The organism is Enterococcus sp. DIV1089c, assembly GCF_050530965.1.
In the GTDB taxonomy this organism is placed as follows: Bacteria; Bacillota; Bacilli; order Lactobacillales; family Enterococcaceae; genus Enterococcus_B; species Enterococcus_B hirae.
In genome coordinates this window covers 2,631,891-2,649,011 of the sequence record NZ_CP172888.1, presented here as the reverse complement: position 1 = coordinate 2,649,011, position 17,121 = coordinate 2,631,891, and the positions used below count along the sequence as shown (strand labels likewise).

The 17,121-nt window shown below is 39.1% G+C and carries 12 protein-coding genes; 8 read left to right on the top strand and 4 right to left on the bottom strand.

Going from position 1 to position 17,121, the window contains the following annotated elements:
• Nucleotides 1-46: 46 nt before the first annotated feature.
• The 4 genes from IGL30_RS12500 to IGL30_RS12485 all read left to right on the top strand — a co-directional run bounded on the left by IGL30_RS12500 (nucleotide 47) and on the right by IGL30_RS12485 (nucleotide 3,073).
• Complete coding sequence (locus IGL30_RS12500) at nucleotides 47-457, top strand: NusG domain II-containing protein (RefSeq protein ID WP_010737224.1); 411 nt, start codon at nucleotides 47-49, stop codon at nucleotides 455-457.
• A 12-nt stretch (nucleotides 458-469) separates the two neighbouring features.
• Entirely contained in the window at nucleotides 470-1,036 is a 567-nt protein-coding gene (locus IGL30_RS12495; RefSeq protein WP_010720692.1) for a Gx transporter family protein, read from the top strand.
• Between the two features lie 22 nt (nucleotides 1,037-1,058).
• Complete coding sequence (locus tag IGL30_RS12490) at nucleotides 1,059-2,048, top strand: polyprenyl synthetase family protein (RefSeq protein WP_088745609.1); 990 nt, start codon at nucleotides 1,059-1,061, stop codon at nucleotides 2,046-2,048.
• A gap of 782 nt (nucleotides 2,049-2,830) precedes the next feature.
• Nucleotides 2,831-3,073, top strand: a complete 243-nt coding sequence (locus tag IGL30_RS12485) for a hypothetical protein (protein ID WP_088745610.1) — start codon at nucleotides 2,831-2,833, stop codon at nucleotides 3,071-3,073.
• Nucleotides 3,074-3,610: 537 nt separating this feature from the next.
• Here the strand turns inward: IGL30_RS12485 and birA are convergent.
• The 4 genes from birA to IGL30_RS12465 form a co-directional block, all read right to left on the bottom strand.
• Nucleotides 3,611-4,573: a bifunctional biotin--[acetyl-CoA-carboxylase] ligase/biotin operon repressor BirA gene (birA, locus tag IGL30_RS12480; protein WP_088745611.1), complete on the bottom strand. Its 963-nt coding sequence runs from the start codon at nucleotides 4,571-4,573 to the stop codon at nucleotides 3,611-3,613.
• Between the two features lie 96 nt (nucleotides 4,574-4,669).
• The gene (locus IGL30_RS12475) at nucleotides 4,670-5,473 is read right to left on the bottom strand and encodes an ABC transporter ATP-binding protein (protein WP_088745612.1); all 804 of its coding nucleotides are present in this window, start codon (nucleotides 5,471-5,473) and stop codon (nucleotides 4,670-4,672) included.
• Entirely contained in the window at nucleotides 5,466-6,380 is a 915-nt protein-coding gene (locus tag IGL30_RS12470) for an ABC transporter permease (protein ID WP_010720687.1), read from the bottom strand. The genes IGL30_RS12475 and IGL30_RS12470 overlap by 8 nt, the downstream gene beginning before the upstream one ends.
• Before the next feature lie 18 nt (nucleotides 6,381-6,398).
• Entirely contained in the window at nucleotides 6,399-7,367 is a 969-nt protein-coding gene (locus IGL30_RS12465) for an ABC transporter substrate-binding protein (protein WP_088745613.1), read from the bottom strand.
• A gap of 497 nt (nucleotides 7,368-7,864) precedes the next feature.
• Between IGL30_RS12465 and IGL30_RS12460 the strand changes: the two genes are divergently transcribed.
• The 4 genes from IGL30_RS12460 (at nucleotide 7,865) to msrA (ending at nucleotide 16,975) form a co-directional block, all read left to right on the top strand.
• Nucleotides 7,865-8,107 (top strand): hypothetical protein, encoded by a 243-nt coding sequence (locus IGL30_RS12460; RefSeq protein WP_010720685.1) that lies wholly within the window; start codon nucleotides 7,865-7,867, stop codon nucleotides 8,105-8,107.
• 5 nt (nucleotides 8,108-8,112) lie between these two features.
• Nucleotides 8,113-11,730 (top strand): DNA-directed RNA polymerase subunit beta, encoded by a 3,618-nt coding sequence (gene rpoB / locus IGL30_RS12455; RefSeq protein WP_010720684.1) that lies wholly within the window; start codon nucleotides 8,113-8,115, stop codon nucleotides 11,728-11,730.
• Between the two features lie 79 nt (nucleotides 11,731-11,809).
• Nucleotides 11,810-15,463, top strand: a complete 3,654-nt coding sequence (rpoC, locus tag IGL30_RS12450) for a DNA-directed RNA polymerase subunit beta' (protein WP_088745614.1) — start codon at nucleotides 11,810-11,812, stop codon at nucleotides 15,461-15,463.
• A 987-nt stretch (nucleotides 15,464-16,450) separates the two neighbouring features.
• Entirely contained in the window at nucleotides 16,451-16,975 is a 525-nt protein-coding gene (gene msrA / locus IGL30_RS12445) for a peptide-methionine (S)-S-oxide reductase MsrA (protein WP_088745615.1), read from the top strand.
• The last annotated feature ends 146 nt before the right edge of the window (nucleotides 16,976-17,121 follow it).

Below are 17,121 nucleotides of genomic sequence, written 5' to 3'. Positions count from 1 at the left end.
ATGCTAAAATTGGAGAACAGTTCAGCAAGAGGAGGCGTGCGAAAAGATGAAAGAATTTATCAAGAAAAGTTTGCTTAAACCTTGGGATATTTTCATTATCGTTCTTTTGATTGCTCTTTCTTTTTTACCCATCATCGTATTTAGTTATCAACAAGACAATGTAGCTCCTGATAAAGAAGCTGTACTCCGCGTTGATGGTGATGAAATCAAAACCTTCCCATTAGTAGCTGGGAGTAAAAAATATACGTATACTTATGAAGATCCACATGGTGATTATAATTTAATCGAAGTTGATGGCGACAAGATACGCATAAAAGAAGCAGATTGTGGCGATCAGATTTGTGTGAGACGAGGGTGGGCTTCTAAGAATGGCGAAACGATTGTTTGCTTGCCTCATAAATTAGTGATCGAGGTTCGGTCAACAGATGGGAGTGACAAAGATGGTCTGATCTATTAGGCTATCCACACCATGACAAAATTACAAAAAATGATTTATATATCTTTACTAGTGGCGCAAGGAGTCATCATTGGATTAATTGAGAACATGATCCCATATCCTTTTTCATTTGCTCCTGGAGCAAAGTTAGGACTTGCTAATTTGATTACCATTGTAGCGATTTTTACGATGAAAAAACGGGATAGTTTTTTATTGTTATGGCTTCGCCTATTTTTAACAACTTTGTTAGGTGGGACGATCTCTACCTTTCTTTATAGTATGAGCGGCGCGTTACTCAGCTATGTAGGAATGCTGTTAGTGAAACAGTTAGGTCCTAAGCGAGTCAGCATTATTGGAATCAGTGCAACAGGTGGCTTTATGCATAATGTCGGACAACTAGTGATGGCTTCGTTCATTGCTCAATCATGGACAGTCATGTTATATCTGCCGATTCTATCTTTCTTAGGTATTCTGTCTGGAATTGCGATCGGGATTGCAGCCAATTATTTGTTGCAACATGTACGTACATTACAACTTTTTCAAAGAGACTATGAGAAAGAACAAAAAGAGAAATGGCAACCGCTTTTTTTGAAAAAATAATGGTTATACAAGGAGTTTTTTTATGAAGCTACATCCAATGTGGAGTGAGTATCCAACTTTGAAAAACGAATTAAACGAGACGTTGAAAAAGATGGAAGATGTTGTCCGCTTAAAGAACAAGCCAGTCGAACAAGCAATCAAAGAGACGATTCATGCGGGAGGTAAACTGCTAAGACCTGCCTATCAATTGCTCTTTTCTCAATTTGGTCCAGAACAAGATCGTGAAAAGGCGATTGCGCTAGCTGCTTCGATCGAAATGCTTCATACCGCTACATTGATCCATGATGATATCGTTGATGAGGCAGATGTTCGACGTGGTCAGCCTAATTTACGTGGTCGATTTGGGAATACGGTAGCTGTTTATGCAGGAGACTATTTATTTGTTTGCTGTTTCAAATTACTTTCAAATTATTCTAATTCGCTAAAGAGCTTACAATCTAATTCTCGGAGTATGGAAAAAGTATTAGATGGTGAGCTTGGACAAATGGACGACCGTTACAATTATCATTTAACTGTGCCGGAGTATTTAGAAAACATCTCAGGGAAAACGGCCGAACTCTTTCAATTAAGTTGTTCAGTCGGAGCTTATGAAAGTGGAATGAATGAACGGTTTGCTCGAAAAGCAGGTTCAATCGGATTAGCTGTCGGGATGGCGTTTCAGATCATTGACGATATCCTGGATTACACGAAAGATGCGATCGATATCGGTAAACCAGTATTAGAAGATATGCGTCAAGGCGTGTATTCTCTACCATTGATTTACGCATTACAAACAGATAAAAAAGCAGAATTGATTGCATACTTGGATAAAAAAACTGAGTTGACACAAGAGGAAGCAGAAAGTGTTCGTCAGATTGTCAGAGAAGTCAATGGTGTGACAAAAGCCAAAAAATTAGCGGAAGATTACACAAAAAAAGCCTTAAAGGAAATTAGTAAGCTCCCTGATACAGCCTTTGATACACGTGAGATTCTTTTGTCAGTTACTGAGTTGATTTTAGATAGGGAAAATTAAAGAAAAATATCATAAATCAGCCGCTACAATGGCATATTCTATTTCAAGAATCAAGAAGTAAAAAGAGTAGGCATGTGATGGTTGAACTTGAGAACCTTATTGTTGAGGAGTTGCTTCTTGAACGCCGTTTATTCGTTTTTAGATATACCAGAAGAGATTGAGGAAAGTTTTGGCTCAGTCTCTTTTTTATTTTAGAAAAATATTGGATCTATTTCAATCACTTTACTTCTTTTGGCTTTTTTCCAACAATTTGTATTACTTCTTTATTTGGAATATCGGTCTAAAGTTTATTCTTTAATTTTACCAATTTTTTTTATTTTTAGAAAAAATAGTTGTCAAAGAGTATTGAGAAGAAAGTATGCTAATAATAGATGCCAGTGAAATCAGAGGACTTTGCTGTTGCAGTCTGAAATTTACTTAACTTTAGGCATGTACTTATAAGTGAGACTTTGTATACACAGAAAGTCGCTATCTGTATAAAAGGAGGGATCAGACTATAGGTTACAATCTTTAACTGACTATTCGTAGTTTTGGGGGAAACGACGAATAGAATTTTAAATAACATTCAGCCGGTTTTCTATTTAGGAAATCGGTTTTTTTATAACTGGATGACAAATCCAAAAGGTAAGAGTGAAAAAAAGAAATTTTAACGTGTATTATTCATTAAAACAACTATTTTGCGAAACAATCTTTCCTAATTTTGAAAATAATTGTTCTGGACCAAGACTAAAAATATGTTATATTCACTAGTGAAGAAATACAATTAGAAAGGAAGATGTTGAGTGAAAAAACGATTAACAACGGATTTAACCAGAGTAGATGTAAATAAGATTTTAACCCGAATGATCAGTAAAAAAAATCATTTCTCATTTGAAGTTATTGAAAAAGAATGTCAAAAACCGTTAACCACGGCGGATAAATTTCTAATTAGGACACTTGTTGTCAAAAAATTTAAGCTGAATGTAGAATATCTTTCATCTAATCAGTTAAAATTTTATCGTGTAAACAAAGAAGCGTGTTTGTAAGTCCTTTTTGTACATAATAAAATTAAAAATGTTGCAATACCATACAAAATAACACAGACCTTAAAGAATAAGGTAAGATAGAACCAGAAAGAGAAAAGGAGGAGAGCTGGAAAAGAAAAAGTGTTGTTGTGTATGGATCAAGAAGCAGCATGTTTGATTGAACAAGATTTTGGGGAAATCCGTTTAATGAAACATTATATATTGGGGAAGCGACAAATAGTAAGTAGAAGTCATACTTATATGACAGAATAGCATCAGAAAAACAGACCTTTTATAGGTGGAAGTTTGTCTGTGGCTTTTGATTGAAACATTCGATACATCAGATCAATGATATTGCAGTTGTATAAAAAAGCACATAGAGGTTTAAAAATTGTGTAGCATTTTTGTTATGAACAGCAATAGCACATAGAATAACAACTTCATTTTACAACTCGCTAAATGAAGGGGCTATGAAGTATTCTGCGAGATCACATAAAAAAGGAACCACCATTGATGAAGAAAGGGATGGGCATTTTTGCCCATCCCTTTCTTTTTGACTTACTCAATGGAGGTTAAACTAATTTCGCCAGAAAAAAGAGTGAGAAATTGGTCTTCTACTTGTACGATCAACTCTCCATGTTCTCCGATTTCTTTAGCAATCCCAGTATAATGCTGCCCTTTTTGGGTAAATTGTACTTTTTTTCCAAGAACGAAAGACTTTTCACGATAAAGTGTTAAGTATTCGTCTGTGGGTTCTGAAAGATAGTGAAAGAAATTTTTCCAAATTTGACTAATCAATTGATTCCGTGTGATGGATTTCTGACCATCAGGGAAAAGAGACGTTGCTTTCTGTTGAATGGTTTCAGGAAACTGTTTTTGCGGGATGGAAAAATTTAGACCAATGCCAATAATGATCGAACTGATCCCGCCAGTTTCCATGTCACTGATTGCTTCAGATAAAATCCCGCTAATTTTTTTTCCATTTAAATAAAGATCATTGACCCATTTGATCGAAGGGTCTTTTTTAGTCAATTCTTGAATGGCTTTCACGCATGCACTTGCTGCAATAACTGTATACTGGGGCAATTCATCAAATCGTTGATTGGGATGGATCAATAAGCTCATATAAATACCTTGACCAGGGGCTGCAAAAAAAGGACGTCCAAATCGGCCGTGTGCCTGTTCTTGGGTATCGGCGATAAAAAGAGCGGGTCCGATTTCTTTGGTTGCCGCAAGTTTAGCATCTTTCATCGTAGATTCTGATCGTTCTTGTACCGACACCGTCAAATCTGGTATCCAAGGTTCTAATGCTTGGCGAATTTCTTGGGCATCTAACACATCAGAAGGAAGATAACGGTATCCCTTAGCTTGATGCTCAAAATGATAACCTGTTTTTTCTAATTCTTTGATTGCTTTCCAAATACTGGTACGTGACACTTGTAATTGCTGTGCCATTTTTTCACCTGATAAAAAATCAGGAGATTCTTTTAATAGTTGGAGTACTTTATCTTTTGTCGTCATCCATTGCAACTCCTTTCATGTAGTATTGTATCAATAAGAAAGCAGAAAACAAATGAGAAATTTGTCAGTTGTTATGGAAGTGACAACAGATGATTGCTAACTTAAAAGTACTTGGTCGTCTTTCAATGCAGCGCCACTATTTTGTTTGAACATTTCTAGTAGCTGAGGGACAGTCAAATGTTGTTTTTCTGCCTGTTGGATATCCACGACGATTTGCCCTTGGTGTAGCATGATCAATCGATTTCCGTAGCGGATGGCATCTTCCATATCATGGGTGACCATGAAAGCCGTCAAGTGCTGTTCGCTAATTAATTTGTCCGTTAGTTCCATCACTGTTTTTGAAGTTGCCGGGTCGAGGGCTGCAGTATGTTCGTCTAATAAAATCAATTCAGGACGTTGTAAAGTAGCCATTAATAACGTGATCGCTTGACGCTGTCCTCCAGAAAGCAAGCCGATTTCAGTGGTCAAACGATTTTCTAACCCAAGATTCAAGCGTGCGAGATGTTCCTTGAAAAAAGAACGATCTTGTGGCTTGACGCCACGGAAAAAGCCTCGTTTTTTGCCACGTTTCATTGCTAGTGCTAAATTTTCTTCCACCGTCAATCGGACAGCAGTGCCTAATTTAGGATCTTGAAAGACACGACTGATTTCTTTGGAGCGAGCAACCACTGACTTTTTGGTGATATCTTTGCCATTCAATAAAATCTTCCCTTGATCCACTGGAAAAGAACCAGCAATACTGTTCAATAGTGTCGATTTACCTGTACCATTTCCGCCAATAATTGTTACGAAATCACCTTGTTTCAACGAGAGATTAACTCCTTTTAGCACATGGTTTTCATTGATGGTTCCTTTTTCAAACGTATGGTGGATAGATTGAAGTGTTAAAACATCAGTCATTGATAGATCCTCCTTTTGCTTTCGTACGCTTAGGTAACTTTAATTTTTGTTGGATTTGTGGAAAAGATAAACAGATAACCAGAACAAGTGCAGAAGCTAATTTTGAATCGCTTGGTTGAACGTTCAACTCAAAAACTAACGCTAAGATAAAACGATAGATCACGGCGCCTAAAATAATTGTCAATAATCGAAGAAGCAATGGTTGGTTTCGAAAGAGAACTTCAGCGATGATGATTGAAGCCAAGCCAATCACGATCGTACCGATCCCAGAGTTTAAATCAGCAAAGCCATTGTTTTGTGCAAGCAACGAACCAGATAAAGCAATACAGCCATTTGAGATCATATACCCAATGATTTTCATCGTATCGGTGTTGATGCCGTTTGCTTCACTCATTGCTAAATTATCGCCAGTCGCTCGAATCGCCAACCCCGTTTCTGTCCGTAAAAATAAAACAAGCAACGTGACAACGATCAATGCGACAAGTAAGCCAGCAATCAATACAGCATTTTCCTTTGAAACACCGAGTGATTCTGCCCATGTAAAGACGGTTTTTTGTCCTAATAATGAAAGATTAGGTGCGCCCATGATTCGTGAGGTAACGGAATATAAGCCAGTCATCGTGATGATTCCAGCTAGAAGTGCCGGAATTTTAAGTTTGGTATGGAGCAATCCTGAAACTAAGCCAGCTGCTGCGCCTCCTAAAAATCCTAAGAGGCAAGCAACGATTGGGGAAAGTCCATTAGTGATACTGACGGCAGCAATCCCAGCACCTAAAGGGAAACTGCCTTCAGCTGTTAAATCAGCGATATCCAGGATACGAAAAGTAAGGAAGACACCGATTGCCAGTAGTGCCCAAAGCACGCCTTGTGAAGCAGAAGATAAAAAGATACTTATTAAATTAGTCATGATTGTCCTCCTGTAAAATTATTCAGTCTCTTTGATTGTTGTTGGATCGATTCCAAGGGCTTTTGCCATGTCTTTATTGACATATAAGGAAAGATCATCTGCTGATTCAACCGGTAATTCACTCGTTTTTTTGCCAGCTAAGATCTTAGCAGCCATTTCGCCTGTTTGTCGCCCTAACTCTTCATAATCAATCCCAACAGTTGCTAAGCCACCTTCTTTGACTTGATCCACGGAACCAGCAACGATCGGTGTTTTTGTTTCTTTGGCTACTTCACCGATAACGCTAGCAGCACTGGCGAATGTATTATCCGTTGGGATGTAGATACCGTCGACATCTTTGGCTAAACTTTTTGTCACTTGTTGAACATCATTGGTGGAGTTTGCCGTCAATACTTTGACTTTCACTCCGGCTTTTTTCAATGTTTTCTCGGCTAAGTCTCCTTGGATTTTGGAATTTGCTTCCCCGTTGTTGTACATGATCCCGATCGTTTTTGCTTTTGGCACGATCTGTAATAATAGCTCGATTTGTTTTTCGATCGGTACCATATCCGTCGTACCAGTCACATTACCGCCAGGTTTGTCATTAGAGGAAACTAAATGTGCTTTTTCTAAGTCGGTAACTGCCGTCACTGTAATAGGAATCGTGGTTGTTTCATTAAGGAGCGATTGCGCAGCTGGAGTTGCAATCCCTAATAATAAGTCGGGTTGGTCTTTCACTAATTTTTCACTCATGCTTTTTAGATTGTCTTGATTGTTTTGCGCATTTTGATAGTTGATTGTTAAATTGTCGCCTTCTTTATAGCCATTTTCTGCTAGCCCTTCTTTGAACCCTTTGTATGTAGCATCTAATGAATTATGTTGAACCAGTTGTAAAACACCGATTGTTTTTGAGTCATCCGATTTTGCTGAGGAACTATTTGCAGTTCCACATCCACCAAGTGCTAGTAATAATGTTGCGCCTAATCCGATCAATAAATTTTTTTTCATTTCTTTTTCCTCCTTCAATTTTGAAAACAAAAAATCCATTTAGACAAAACGTCTAAATGGATTGAGTATCGAAAGAGTATGTAAGTAAGAAATCGTGATTACTTTGTACTTTTCGCTTAGCCACTTAACGTAATGTCTACGTGGCTTTTGCGTAATACAAAGTTCTTTAGCCATCATAGATACAAACCAGTTGTTTGGTGTTTGTATCCATAATTCATGAATACAAACCTATCTAAAGTAGCTAAAGTAAAAGTTATTCAATTGTGTCGGGATAAGTTGTATATTCGGTTTTTGCATAAATAAATCCTCCACAAATAATAAAATTTCCTAAGTATAGCGGAGATGTAAGGGGATTGTCAAGACGAACATTCAGAAAATTCTCAAAATCCGTGAATGTTTATTCGATATACTATAGTAAGAAAAGTTTAAGAAAAAATGATGAAAAGAGGAGGGAAACGCCAGGAAGTGTTGACTTTTATGAAAAAATAGTGTAATATATGAAGTTGCAAAAACTATCTGATGAAGTAAAGGCAGAAACGAAATATTGTCCGTTTCGGCTTTATAATAAGGAAACAAAAATAGAAGCGCATGAAGAAATGGTTTCAAAAGAATGCTCTATTTTTGGTTTTTTTTTGCCTAAAAGCCGCAAAAAATGTCTATTGTTATCTAAATATAATATTTTTAATATTATTGTAACAATTGATCGGGTAGTCTTTTTGAATGACATTTTAGAGGGGTGAAGAGCTTGGCTGGACACGTAGTAAAGTACGGAAAACATCGCGAACGTAGAAGTTTCGCACGAATCAGTGAAGTGTTGGAATTACCAAATTTGATCGAAATTCAAACAGACTCTTACCAATGGTTCCTAGATGAAGGACTAAGAGAAATGTTTGAAGACATTTTGCCAATTGATGACTTCAATGGCAATCTATCTTTGGAATTTGTGGATTATGAATTGAAAGAACCTAAGTATACGGTAGCAGAAGCACGCGCACATGATGCAAATTACTCTGCACCATTACATGTAACGTTACGTCTAACAAACCGTGAGACAGGTGAAATCAAAGCGCAAGAAGTCTTCTTCGGTGATTTCCCATTAATGACTGAACAAGGAACATTCATTATCAACGGAGCAGAACGGGTAATCGTTTCTCAGTTAGTGCGTTCACCTGGTGTGTACTTCCATGGAAAAGTAGACAAAAACGGAAAAGAAGGTTTCGGTTCAACTGTGATCCCGAACCGTGGTGCATGGTTAGAAATGGAAACTGATGCAAAAGATATTTCTTACGTACGTATTGATCGTACCCGTAAGATTCCTTTGACTGTGTTAGTTCGTGCCCTAGGATTTGGATCAGATGATACCATCTTTGAAATCTTTGGTGACAGTGAAACGTTACGCAATACAGTTGAAAAAGACTTGCACAAAAATGCAAGTGATTCAAGAACAGAAGAAGGATTAAAAGACGTTTACGAACGTCTACGTCCAGGCGAGCCTAAGACAGCCGATAGTTCTCGGAACTTATTGAATGCTCGTTTCTTCGATCCAAAACGCTACGACTTAGCCAACGTTGGTCGTTATAAAGTAAATAAAAAATTAGACTTGAAAACACGTCTATTGAACTTAACATTAGCAGAAACATTGGTTGATCCAGAAACTGGTGAAATCATCGTTGAAAAAGGAACTGTGTTGACTCACCAAGTGATGGAAACATTAGCACCTTTCATTGATAATGGATTGAATTCAGTGACTTACTATCCATCAGAAGATGGTGTTGTGACTGATCCAATGACTGTTCAAGTGATCAAAGTCTTTTCACCAAAAGATCCAGAACGTGAAGTGAATGTGATCGGTAACGGTTATCCTGAATCAGCTGTGAAAACTGTTCGTCCGGCAGATATCATCGCATCAATGAGTTATTTCTTAAACTTGATGGAAGGGATCGGCAACGTGGACGATATCGACCACTTAGGAAATCGTCGTATCCGTTCAGTCGGTGAATTACTGCAAAACCAATTCCGTATCGGATTAGCTCGGATGGAACGTGTCGTACGTGAAAGAATGTCGATCCAAGATACAGAAACTTTGACACCACAACAATTGATCAACATCCGTCCAGTGGTTGCAAGTATCAAAGAATTCTTTGGTTCTTCTCAGTTGTCTCAGTTCATGGATCAAACGAACCCACTTGGGGAATTGACACACAAACGTCGTCTTTCAGCCTTAGGACCTGGTGGTTTGACTCGTGACCGAGCTGGTTATGAAGTTCGTGACGTTCACTATTCTCACTATGGCCGTATGTGTCCGATTGAAACGCCTGAAGGACCAAATATTGGGTTGATCAATAGTTTATCTAGCTATGCGAAAGTTAATAAATTTGGATTTATCGAAACTCCTTACCGTCGTGTTGATCGTGAAACTGGTCGTGTAACGGATCAAATCGACTATCTAACAGCTGACATCGAAGACCACTACATCGTTGCCCAAGCAAATAGCCCATTAAATGAAGATGGTACTTTTGCACAAGACGTTGTTATGGCTCGTGCACAAAGTGAAAACTTAGAAGTTTCAATCGATAAAGTCGATTATATGGACGTATCACCTAAACAAGTAGTTGCGGTAGCGACAGCATGTATTCCTTTCTTGGAAAACGATGACTCCAACCGTGCCTTGATGGGTGCCAACATGCAGCGTCAAGCAGTGCCATTGATCAATCCACAAGCACCATGGGTTGGTACTGGTATGGAATACAAATCAGCTCATGACTCAGGAGCTGCTTTGCTATGTAAACATGATGGTGTCGTTGAATTTGTGGATGCCTCTGAGATTCGTGTTCGTCGTGACAACGGTGCATTAGATAAATACGCTGTAACAAAATTCCGTCGTTCAAACTCAGGAACAAGCTACAACCAACGCCCAATCGTTCATTTAGGCGAAAAAGTTGAAAAAGGCGATACTTTAGCCGATGGACCTTCAATGGAACAAGGTGAAATGGCGCTAGGACAAAACGTTTTAGTAGGTTTCATGACTTGGGAAGGTTACAACTATGAAGATGCGATCATCATGAGCCGTCGTCTTGTGAAAGACGATGTCTATACTTCGATCCACATCGAAGAATATGAATCAGAAGCTCGTGATACAAAATTAGGACCTGAAGAAATCACTCGTGAAATCCCTAACGTTGGGGAAGATGCTTTGAAAGATCTAGACGAGATGGGTATTATCCGTATCGGTGCGGAAGTCCAAGATGGTGACTTACTAGTTGGTAAAGTAACACCAAAAGGGGTAACCGAATTATCAGCTGAAGAACGTCTTTTACATGCGATCTTTGGTGAAAAAGCTCGTGAAGTCCGTGATACTTCATTACGTGTACCACACGGTGGTGGCGGGATCGTCCACGACGTAAAAATCTTTACTCGTGAAGCCGGCGATGAATTATCACCAGGCGTAAACATGCTTGTACGTGTGTATATCGTTCAAAAACGTAAAATCCATGAAGGAGATAAGATGGCCGGACGTCATGGTAATAAAGGGGTTGTATCCCGTATCATGCCGGAAGAAGATATGCCATTCTTACCAGATGGAACACCAATCGATATCATGTTGAATCCTTTAGGGGTGCCATCACGGATGAATATCGGACAAGTATTGGAATTGCATTTAGGGATGGCTGCTCGTCAGTTAGGTATCCATGTTGCAACACCAGTATTTGATGGTGCAAGTGATGAGGACGTTTGGGAAACAGTTCGTGAAGCTGGTATGGCCAGCGATGCGAAAACCATCCTTTATGACGGACGTACAGGTGAACCATTTGACGGCCGAGTGTCTGTCGGTGTCATGTACATGATCAAACTTGCTCACATGGTCGATGATAAATTGCATGCTCGTTCAATCGGACCTTACTCATTGGTTACACAACAACCATTGGGTGGTAAAGCACAATTTGGTGGACAACGTTTTGGTGAAATGGAAGTTTGGGCTTTGGAAGCTTACGGTGCCGCTTATACTTTACAAGAAATCTTGACATACAAATCAGATGATGTAGTTGGTCGTGTGAAAACTTATGAAGCGATCGTCAAAGGCGAACCAATTCCAAAACCAGGTGTACCAGAATCATTCCGAGTATTAGTAAAAGAATTACAATCACTAGGATTAGACATGCGTGTCTTGGATATCAAAGATTCTGAAATCGAACTCCGTGATATGGATGACGAAGATGATGATTTGATCACTGTAGATGCTTTGACAAAATTTGCTGAACAGCAAACAGCCAAAGAATTAGAAAAGAAAGCTGCTGAACAAGTGGAAGATGAAAGACAAGATATCATCCAAAACTTTGAAACCGCAGAAGATAACTTAGACTAATCCGGTCTATGAGCTGTAAGGCGGTCGATGATCAGCCGCCTTGCGGTTTTGCCATTAAACGAAATGGAGGGAACCCCTTTTGATCGATGTAAATAAATTCGAAAGTATGCAAATAGGTTTGGCTTCTCCCGAAAAAATCAGAAGCTGGTCTTATGGTGAAGTAAAAAAACCTGAGACGATTAACTATCGTACCTTAAAACCTGAACGCGAAGGGTTGTTCTGTGAGCGGATTTTTGGTCCTACGAAAGACTGGGAATGTGCCTGCGGAAAATACAAACGTATCCGTTATAAAGGAATCGTTTGTGACCGATGCGGTGTTGAAGTGACACGTTCAAAAGTTCGTCGTGAACGTATGGGTCACATTGAATTAGCAGCACCTGTTTCACATATTTGGTACTTTAAAGGAATTCCTTCTCGTATGGGACTTGTTTTAGACATGAGTCCTCGTGCCTTAGAAGAAATCATTTATTTTGCTTCATATGTGGTTATCGAACCAGGAAACACCAACTTAGAGAAAAAACAATTGTTGACAGAACGTGAATACCGCGAAAAACGTGAACAATATGGACAAGAATTCCAAGCAGCAATGGGTGCAGAAGCAATCAAACAATTACTAGACAGTGTTGATATAGATGCTGAAGCAGCTGAATTGAAAGAAGAATTGAAATCTGCCCAAGGGCAAAAACGGACTCGTGCGATCCGCCGTTTGGACATTTTAGAAGCTTTCCGTGCTTCAGGAAATGAACCAAGTTGGATGGTTATGGACGTTATTCCAGTTATTCCACCAGATTTACGACCAATGGTGCAATTAGAAGGTGGACGTTTTGCAACAAGTGATTTGAATGATCTTTACCGTCGAGTAATCAACCGTAATAACCGTTTGAAACGCTTGTTAGATTTGAATGCTCCAGGAATCATCGTCCAAAACGAAAAACGGATGTTACAAGAAGCTGTTGATGCGTTGATCGATAATGGTCGTCGTGGCCGTCCAGTTACTGGACCAGGTAACCGTCCATTGAAATCTCTTTCTCACATGTTGAAAGGGAAACAAGGTCGTTTCCGTCAAAACTTACTTGGTAAACGTGTTGACTATTCAGGACGTTCCGTTATCGTTGTAGGACCTTTCTTGAAAATGTATCAATGTGGGTTGCCAAAAGAAATGGCGATCGAACTATTTAAACCATTTGTGATGCGTGAATTGGTTCAACGTGAACTAGCTTCTAACATCAAAAATGCGAAACGTAAAATCGAACGTCAAGAAGACGAAGTTTGGGATGTCTTGGAAGACGTAATCAAAGAACACCCAGTACTACTTAACCGAGCACCTACGCTACACAGACTTGGTATCCAAGCATTTGAACCTGTTTTAGTACAAGGTCGCGCGATTCGTTTGCACCCACTTGTATGTGAAGCTTATAATGCCGACTTTGATGGAGACCAAATGGCCGTTCACGTACCATTGAACGAAGAAGCACAAGCGGAAGCTCGTATGTTGATGCTAGCTGCTCAAAACATCTTGAATCCAAAAGACGGTAAACCAGTTGTAACACCTTCCCAAGATATGGTTTTAGGTAACTACTACCTAACAATGGAAGAAGAAGGACGTGAAGGCGAAGGAATGGTCTTCCGTGACCAAAACGAAGCTGTGATCGCATGGCGTAACGGCTACGTTCATTTACACTCACGTATCGGTGTGAACCCTAATTCATTAGGTGAAAAACCATTTACTGACTGGCAAAAAGAACGTACGATGATTACAACCGTTGGTAAGATCATCTTTAATGAGATCATGCCTCCAGAGTTCCCTTACTTGAATGAACCAACAGACTTCAACTTAACGGTACAAACACCGGATAAATATTTTGTTGAATCAGGTACAGATATTCCTGCGCATATCAAAGAGCAAGAATTAGTCTTACCATTCAAGAAGAAAAATCTAGGAAATATCATTGCGGAAGTCTTCAAACGTTTCAAAGTAACTGAAACTTCTAAGATGCTTGACCGAATGAAAGACTTAGGGTATAAACATTCTACACATGCTGGTATCACAGTAGGTATCGCAGATATCAGTGTACTGAATGAAAAACAAGGAATCATCGAAAATGCCCATAAACAAGTTGAAACAATTACAAAACAATTCCGTCGTGGATTGATTACTGATGACGAACGTTATGAACGAGTAATCGCTGTTTGGAATGCTGCTAAAGATAGCATCCAACAAAAACTGATGGAAGGGTTAGAAGCGAAAAACCCAATCTTCATGATGTCTGACTCTGGGGCCCGTGGTAACATCTCCAACTTTACTCAGCTTGCTGGTATGCGTGGACTGATGGCTGCTCCGAATGGTCGAATCATGGAATTACCGATCATCTCAAACTTCCGTGAAGGACTTTCTGTCTTAGAAATGTTTATCTCTACTCACGGGGCTCGTAAAGGGATGACCGATACTGCCTTGAAGACAGCCGATTCAGGTTACTTGACTCGTCGTTTGGTTGACGTTGCCCAAGACGTTATTATTCGTGAAGAAGATTGTGGAACAGACCGCGGTCTTGAAATCCAAGCGATTCGTGAAGGAAATGAAATCATTGAATCATTAGAAGATCGTTTGATCGGTCGTTACACACGTAAAGAAGTACGTGATCCAGAAACGAACGAATTGATCATCGCTGGTAACCAATTGATTTCAGAAGATATTGCAAAACAAATCGTGGATGCAGGTGTGGAAACTGTAACGATCCGTTCTGTCTTCACATGTAACACAAAACATGGTGTCTGCAAACACTGCTATGGACGTAACTTGGCAACTGGATCTGACGTTGAAGTTGGTGAAGCAGTTGGTACGATCGCCGCTCAATCAATCGGAGAACCAGGTACTCAGTTGACAATGCGTACCTTCCATACCGGTGGGGTAGCCGGAGACGATATCACTCAAGGTCTTCCTCGTGTCCAAGAAATTTTTGAAGCACGTAATCCTAAAGGGCAAGCAGTGATCACCGAAGTAACTGGTGACGTCATCGATATCTCAGAAGATGCTTCAACTCGTACAAAAGAAGTAACAATCAAAGGGAAAACCGACACACGTACGTATACTGTTCCTTATACAGCACGTATGAAAGTCGCTGAAGGCGATATGATCCACCGTGGTGCGCCATTAACGGAAGGTTCAATCGATCCTAAACAATTGTTACAAGTTCGTGATGTATTATCAGTTGAAAACTACTTGCTGCGTGAAGTACAACGTGTATACCGTATGCAAGGGGTAGAAATCGGCGATAAACATATCGAAGTAATGGTTCGACAAATGTTACGTAAAGTCCGTGTAATGGATCCAGGTGATACGGATATCTTACCAGGTACATTGATGGATATTGCTGACTTCAAAGACCAAAACTACAATACATTGGTAGCTGGAGGCGTACCTGCAACATCTCGCCCAGTCCTACTAGGTATTACCAAAGCATCATTAGAAACAAACAGCTTCTTATCTGCTGCATCCTTCCAAGAAACAACTCGTGTCTTGACTGATGCTGCGATCCGAGGCAAAAAAGATCCACTTCTTGGTTTGAAAGAAAATGTTATCATCGGTAAAATCATCCCAGCTGGTACTGGTATGGCACGTTACCGTAACATGGAACCAAAAGAAGTCGGTGTTGCAAGTGAAAATGTTTATAGCATTTCAGACATCGAAGCACAAATGGCTGCAGAAGATGCAATGAATGAACAAACAAAATAATGTGACACCAAACAGAGCTAAGATGAACATCTTAGCTCTGTTTTTTTGTCGTGCTAAAGTTGATAGAAACAAACGAAATTGAGAATTTGTTCATTACAGACGAGCATTTTTTCTTATTTTTGTACTTCTAGAAAAATAGGTCCATGAATCATTGAATTGCTTAGTGAAACTTGCTAAAGGTTGCTGTGCTAGATCATTTTTGTTCATCGTTCAGGTGAAACTGCTATGTAGGAGCGGATGGGTTGAGATTTTTTCAGATAATAAACGATACATGATCGAGTTTGAACCAAACGTTTCAGTAAGTGATGCGAGTGCTTGTTGAGCTTGAAGTATAAAAACTTCTTCTTGTAGTTGGGAATGTGAGGACGAAGGATGTGTGGTATTGAGAATCAATTTTTCAAGTAGATTTTTTGGGTTGTCTTGATCTACTAGCGTACCAGAATTCTTTACTGACTTACTTGGTAAAATTTGTTGAATTTTATCAGTGAAATTATTTTTTTAGGCATAACGTGTCCCCCTGAAGTTAAAAATTTTAGCGGTTGTTAATTCAAAATCTGTGGAAAAGTATAATATAAAAGAACTATCCACAAGGAAAAAGAAAAACCGTTTATTCTCTCTTGTGGAAAAAACAGTTGAGAGGAAAAAGAAAGTTATCCACAAAAGAGAATGGAAATAGGAAAAATTGATAAAAATACCGGGAGGGGGTAAAATGAGTATTTCTTTCAATAAATGTAAAAAATGTGAGAACAATAAATGATGTTTAGGTTTAAGTCCTAGGAGTATTGTATATACTTTTAAATAGATGGATAAAAAAATCAAATCAATGAAAAGATTAGTAAAAAAGAAAATGCTGCAATACTCTATCTTAATAAAGCAAGCAGGTAAGTATAGGAGTATCGATTCTTTGTTTACTCGTTTCGAAGGTAAGCAAAACAGTATCACCCTTTTATAAATCAAGGTATGATGAAAGACAAAGGGGGATTTTATATGACGAAAAAAGCAGTTTTTGCAGGTGGTTGTTTTTGGTGCATGGTCAAACCTTTTGAAACACAGCCAGGAATCATAGCAGTAACCTCTGGCTATACGGGAGGACATGTCCCAAATCCTACCTATGAACAAGTAACCACGGGTACGACAGGTCATACGGAAGCGGTAGAAATCGAGTATGATCCGTCTCTTATTTCTTATAAACAGTTAGTCGAAATCTACTGGCAACAAACAGACCCAACGGATGCTTTCGGTCAATTTGCTGATCGCGGAGACTCTTATCGACCGGTCATTTATTATAGCAATGAAGAAGAACGTGAAATCGCTGAAGCATCAAAGAAACAACTACAAGAAAGTGGTCGATTCGATCGTCCGATTGTCACAAAAATCGAACCCCGAAGTGAGTTTTATCCCGCTGAGGAGTATCATCAAGACTATTATAAGAAGAATAAAATCCACTATAATCTTTACCGAGAAGGCTCTGGACGAGGGAGTTTTTTACGTAAACATTGGTCTGGAAAATAAGACACATTGCATTTTGAAGAATTTCAGTTAGGGATAAAAGCTGGCTATGCTTTGGCTTACTGTGAATTTAGTGGTTTTTATAATTTTTAGGTAAAGTTATCTAAGTGTCATTGGATCGGCCGTCTGGTTGATCCATTTTTTTATAA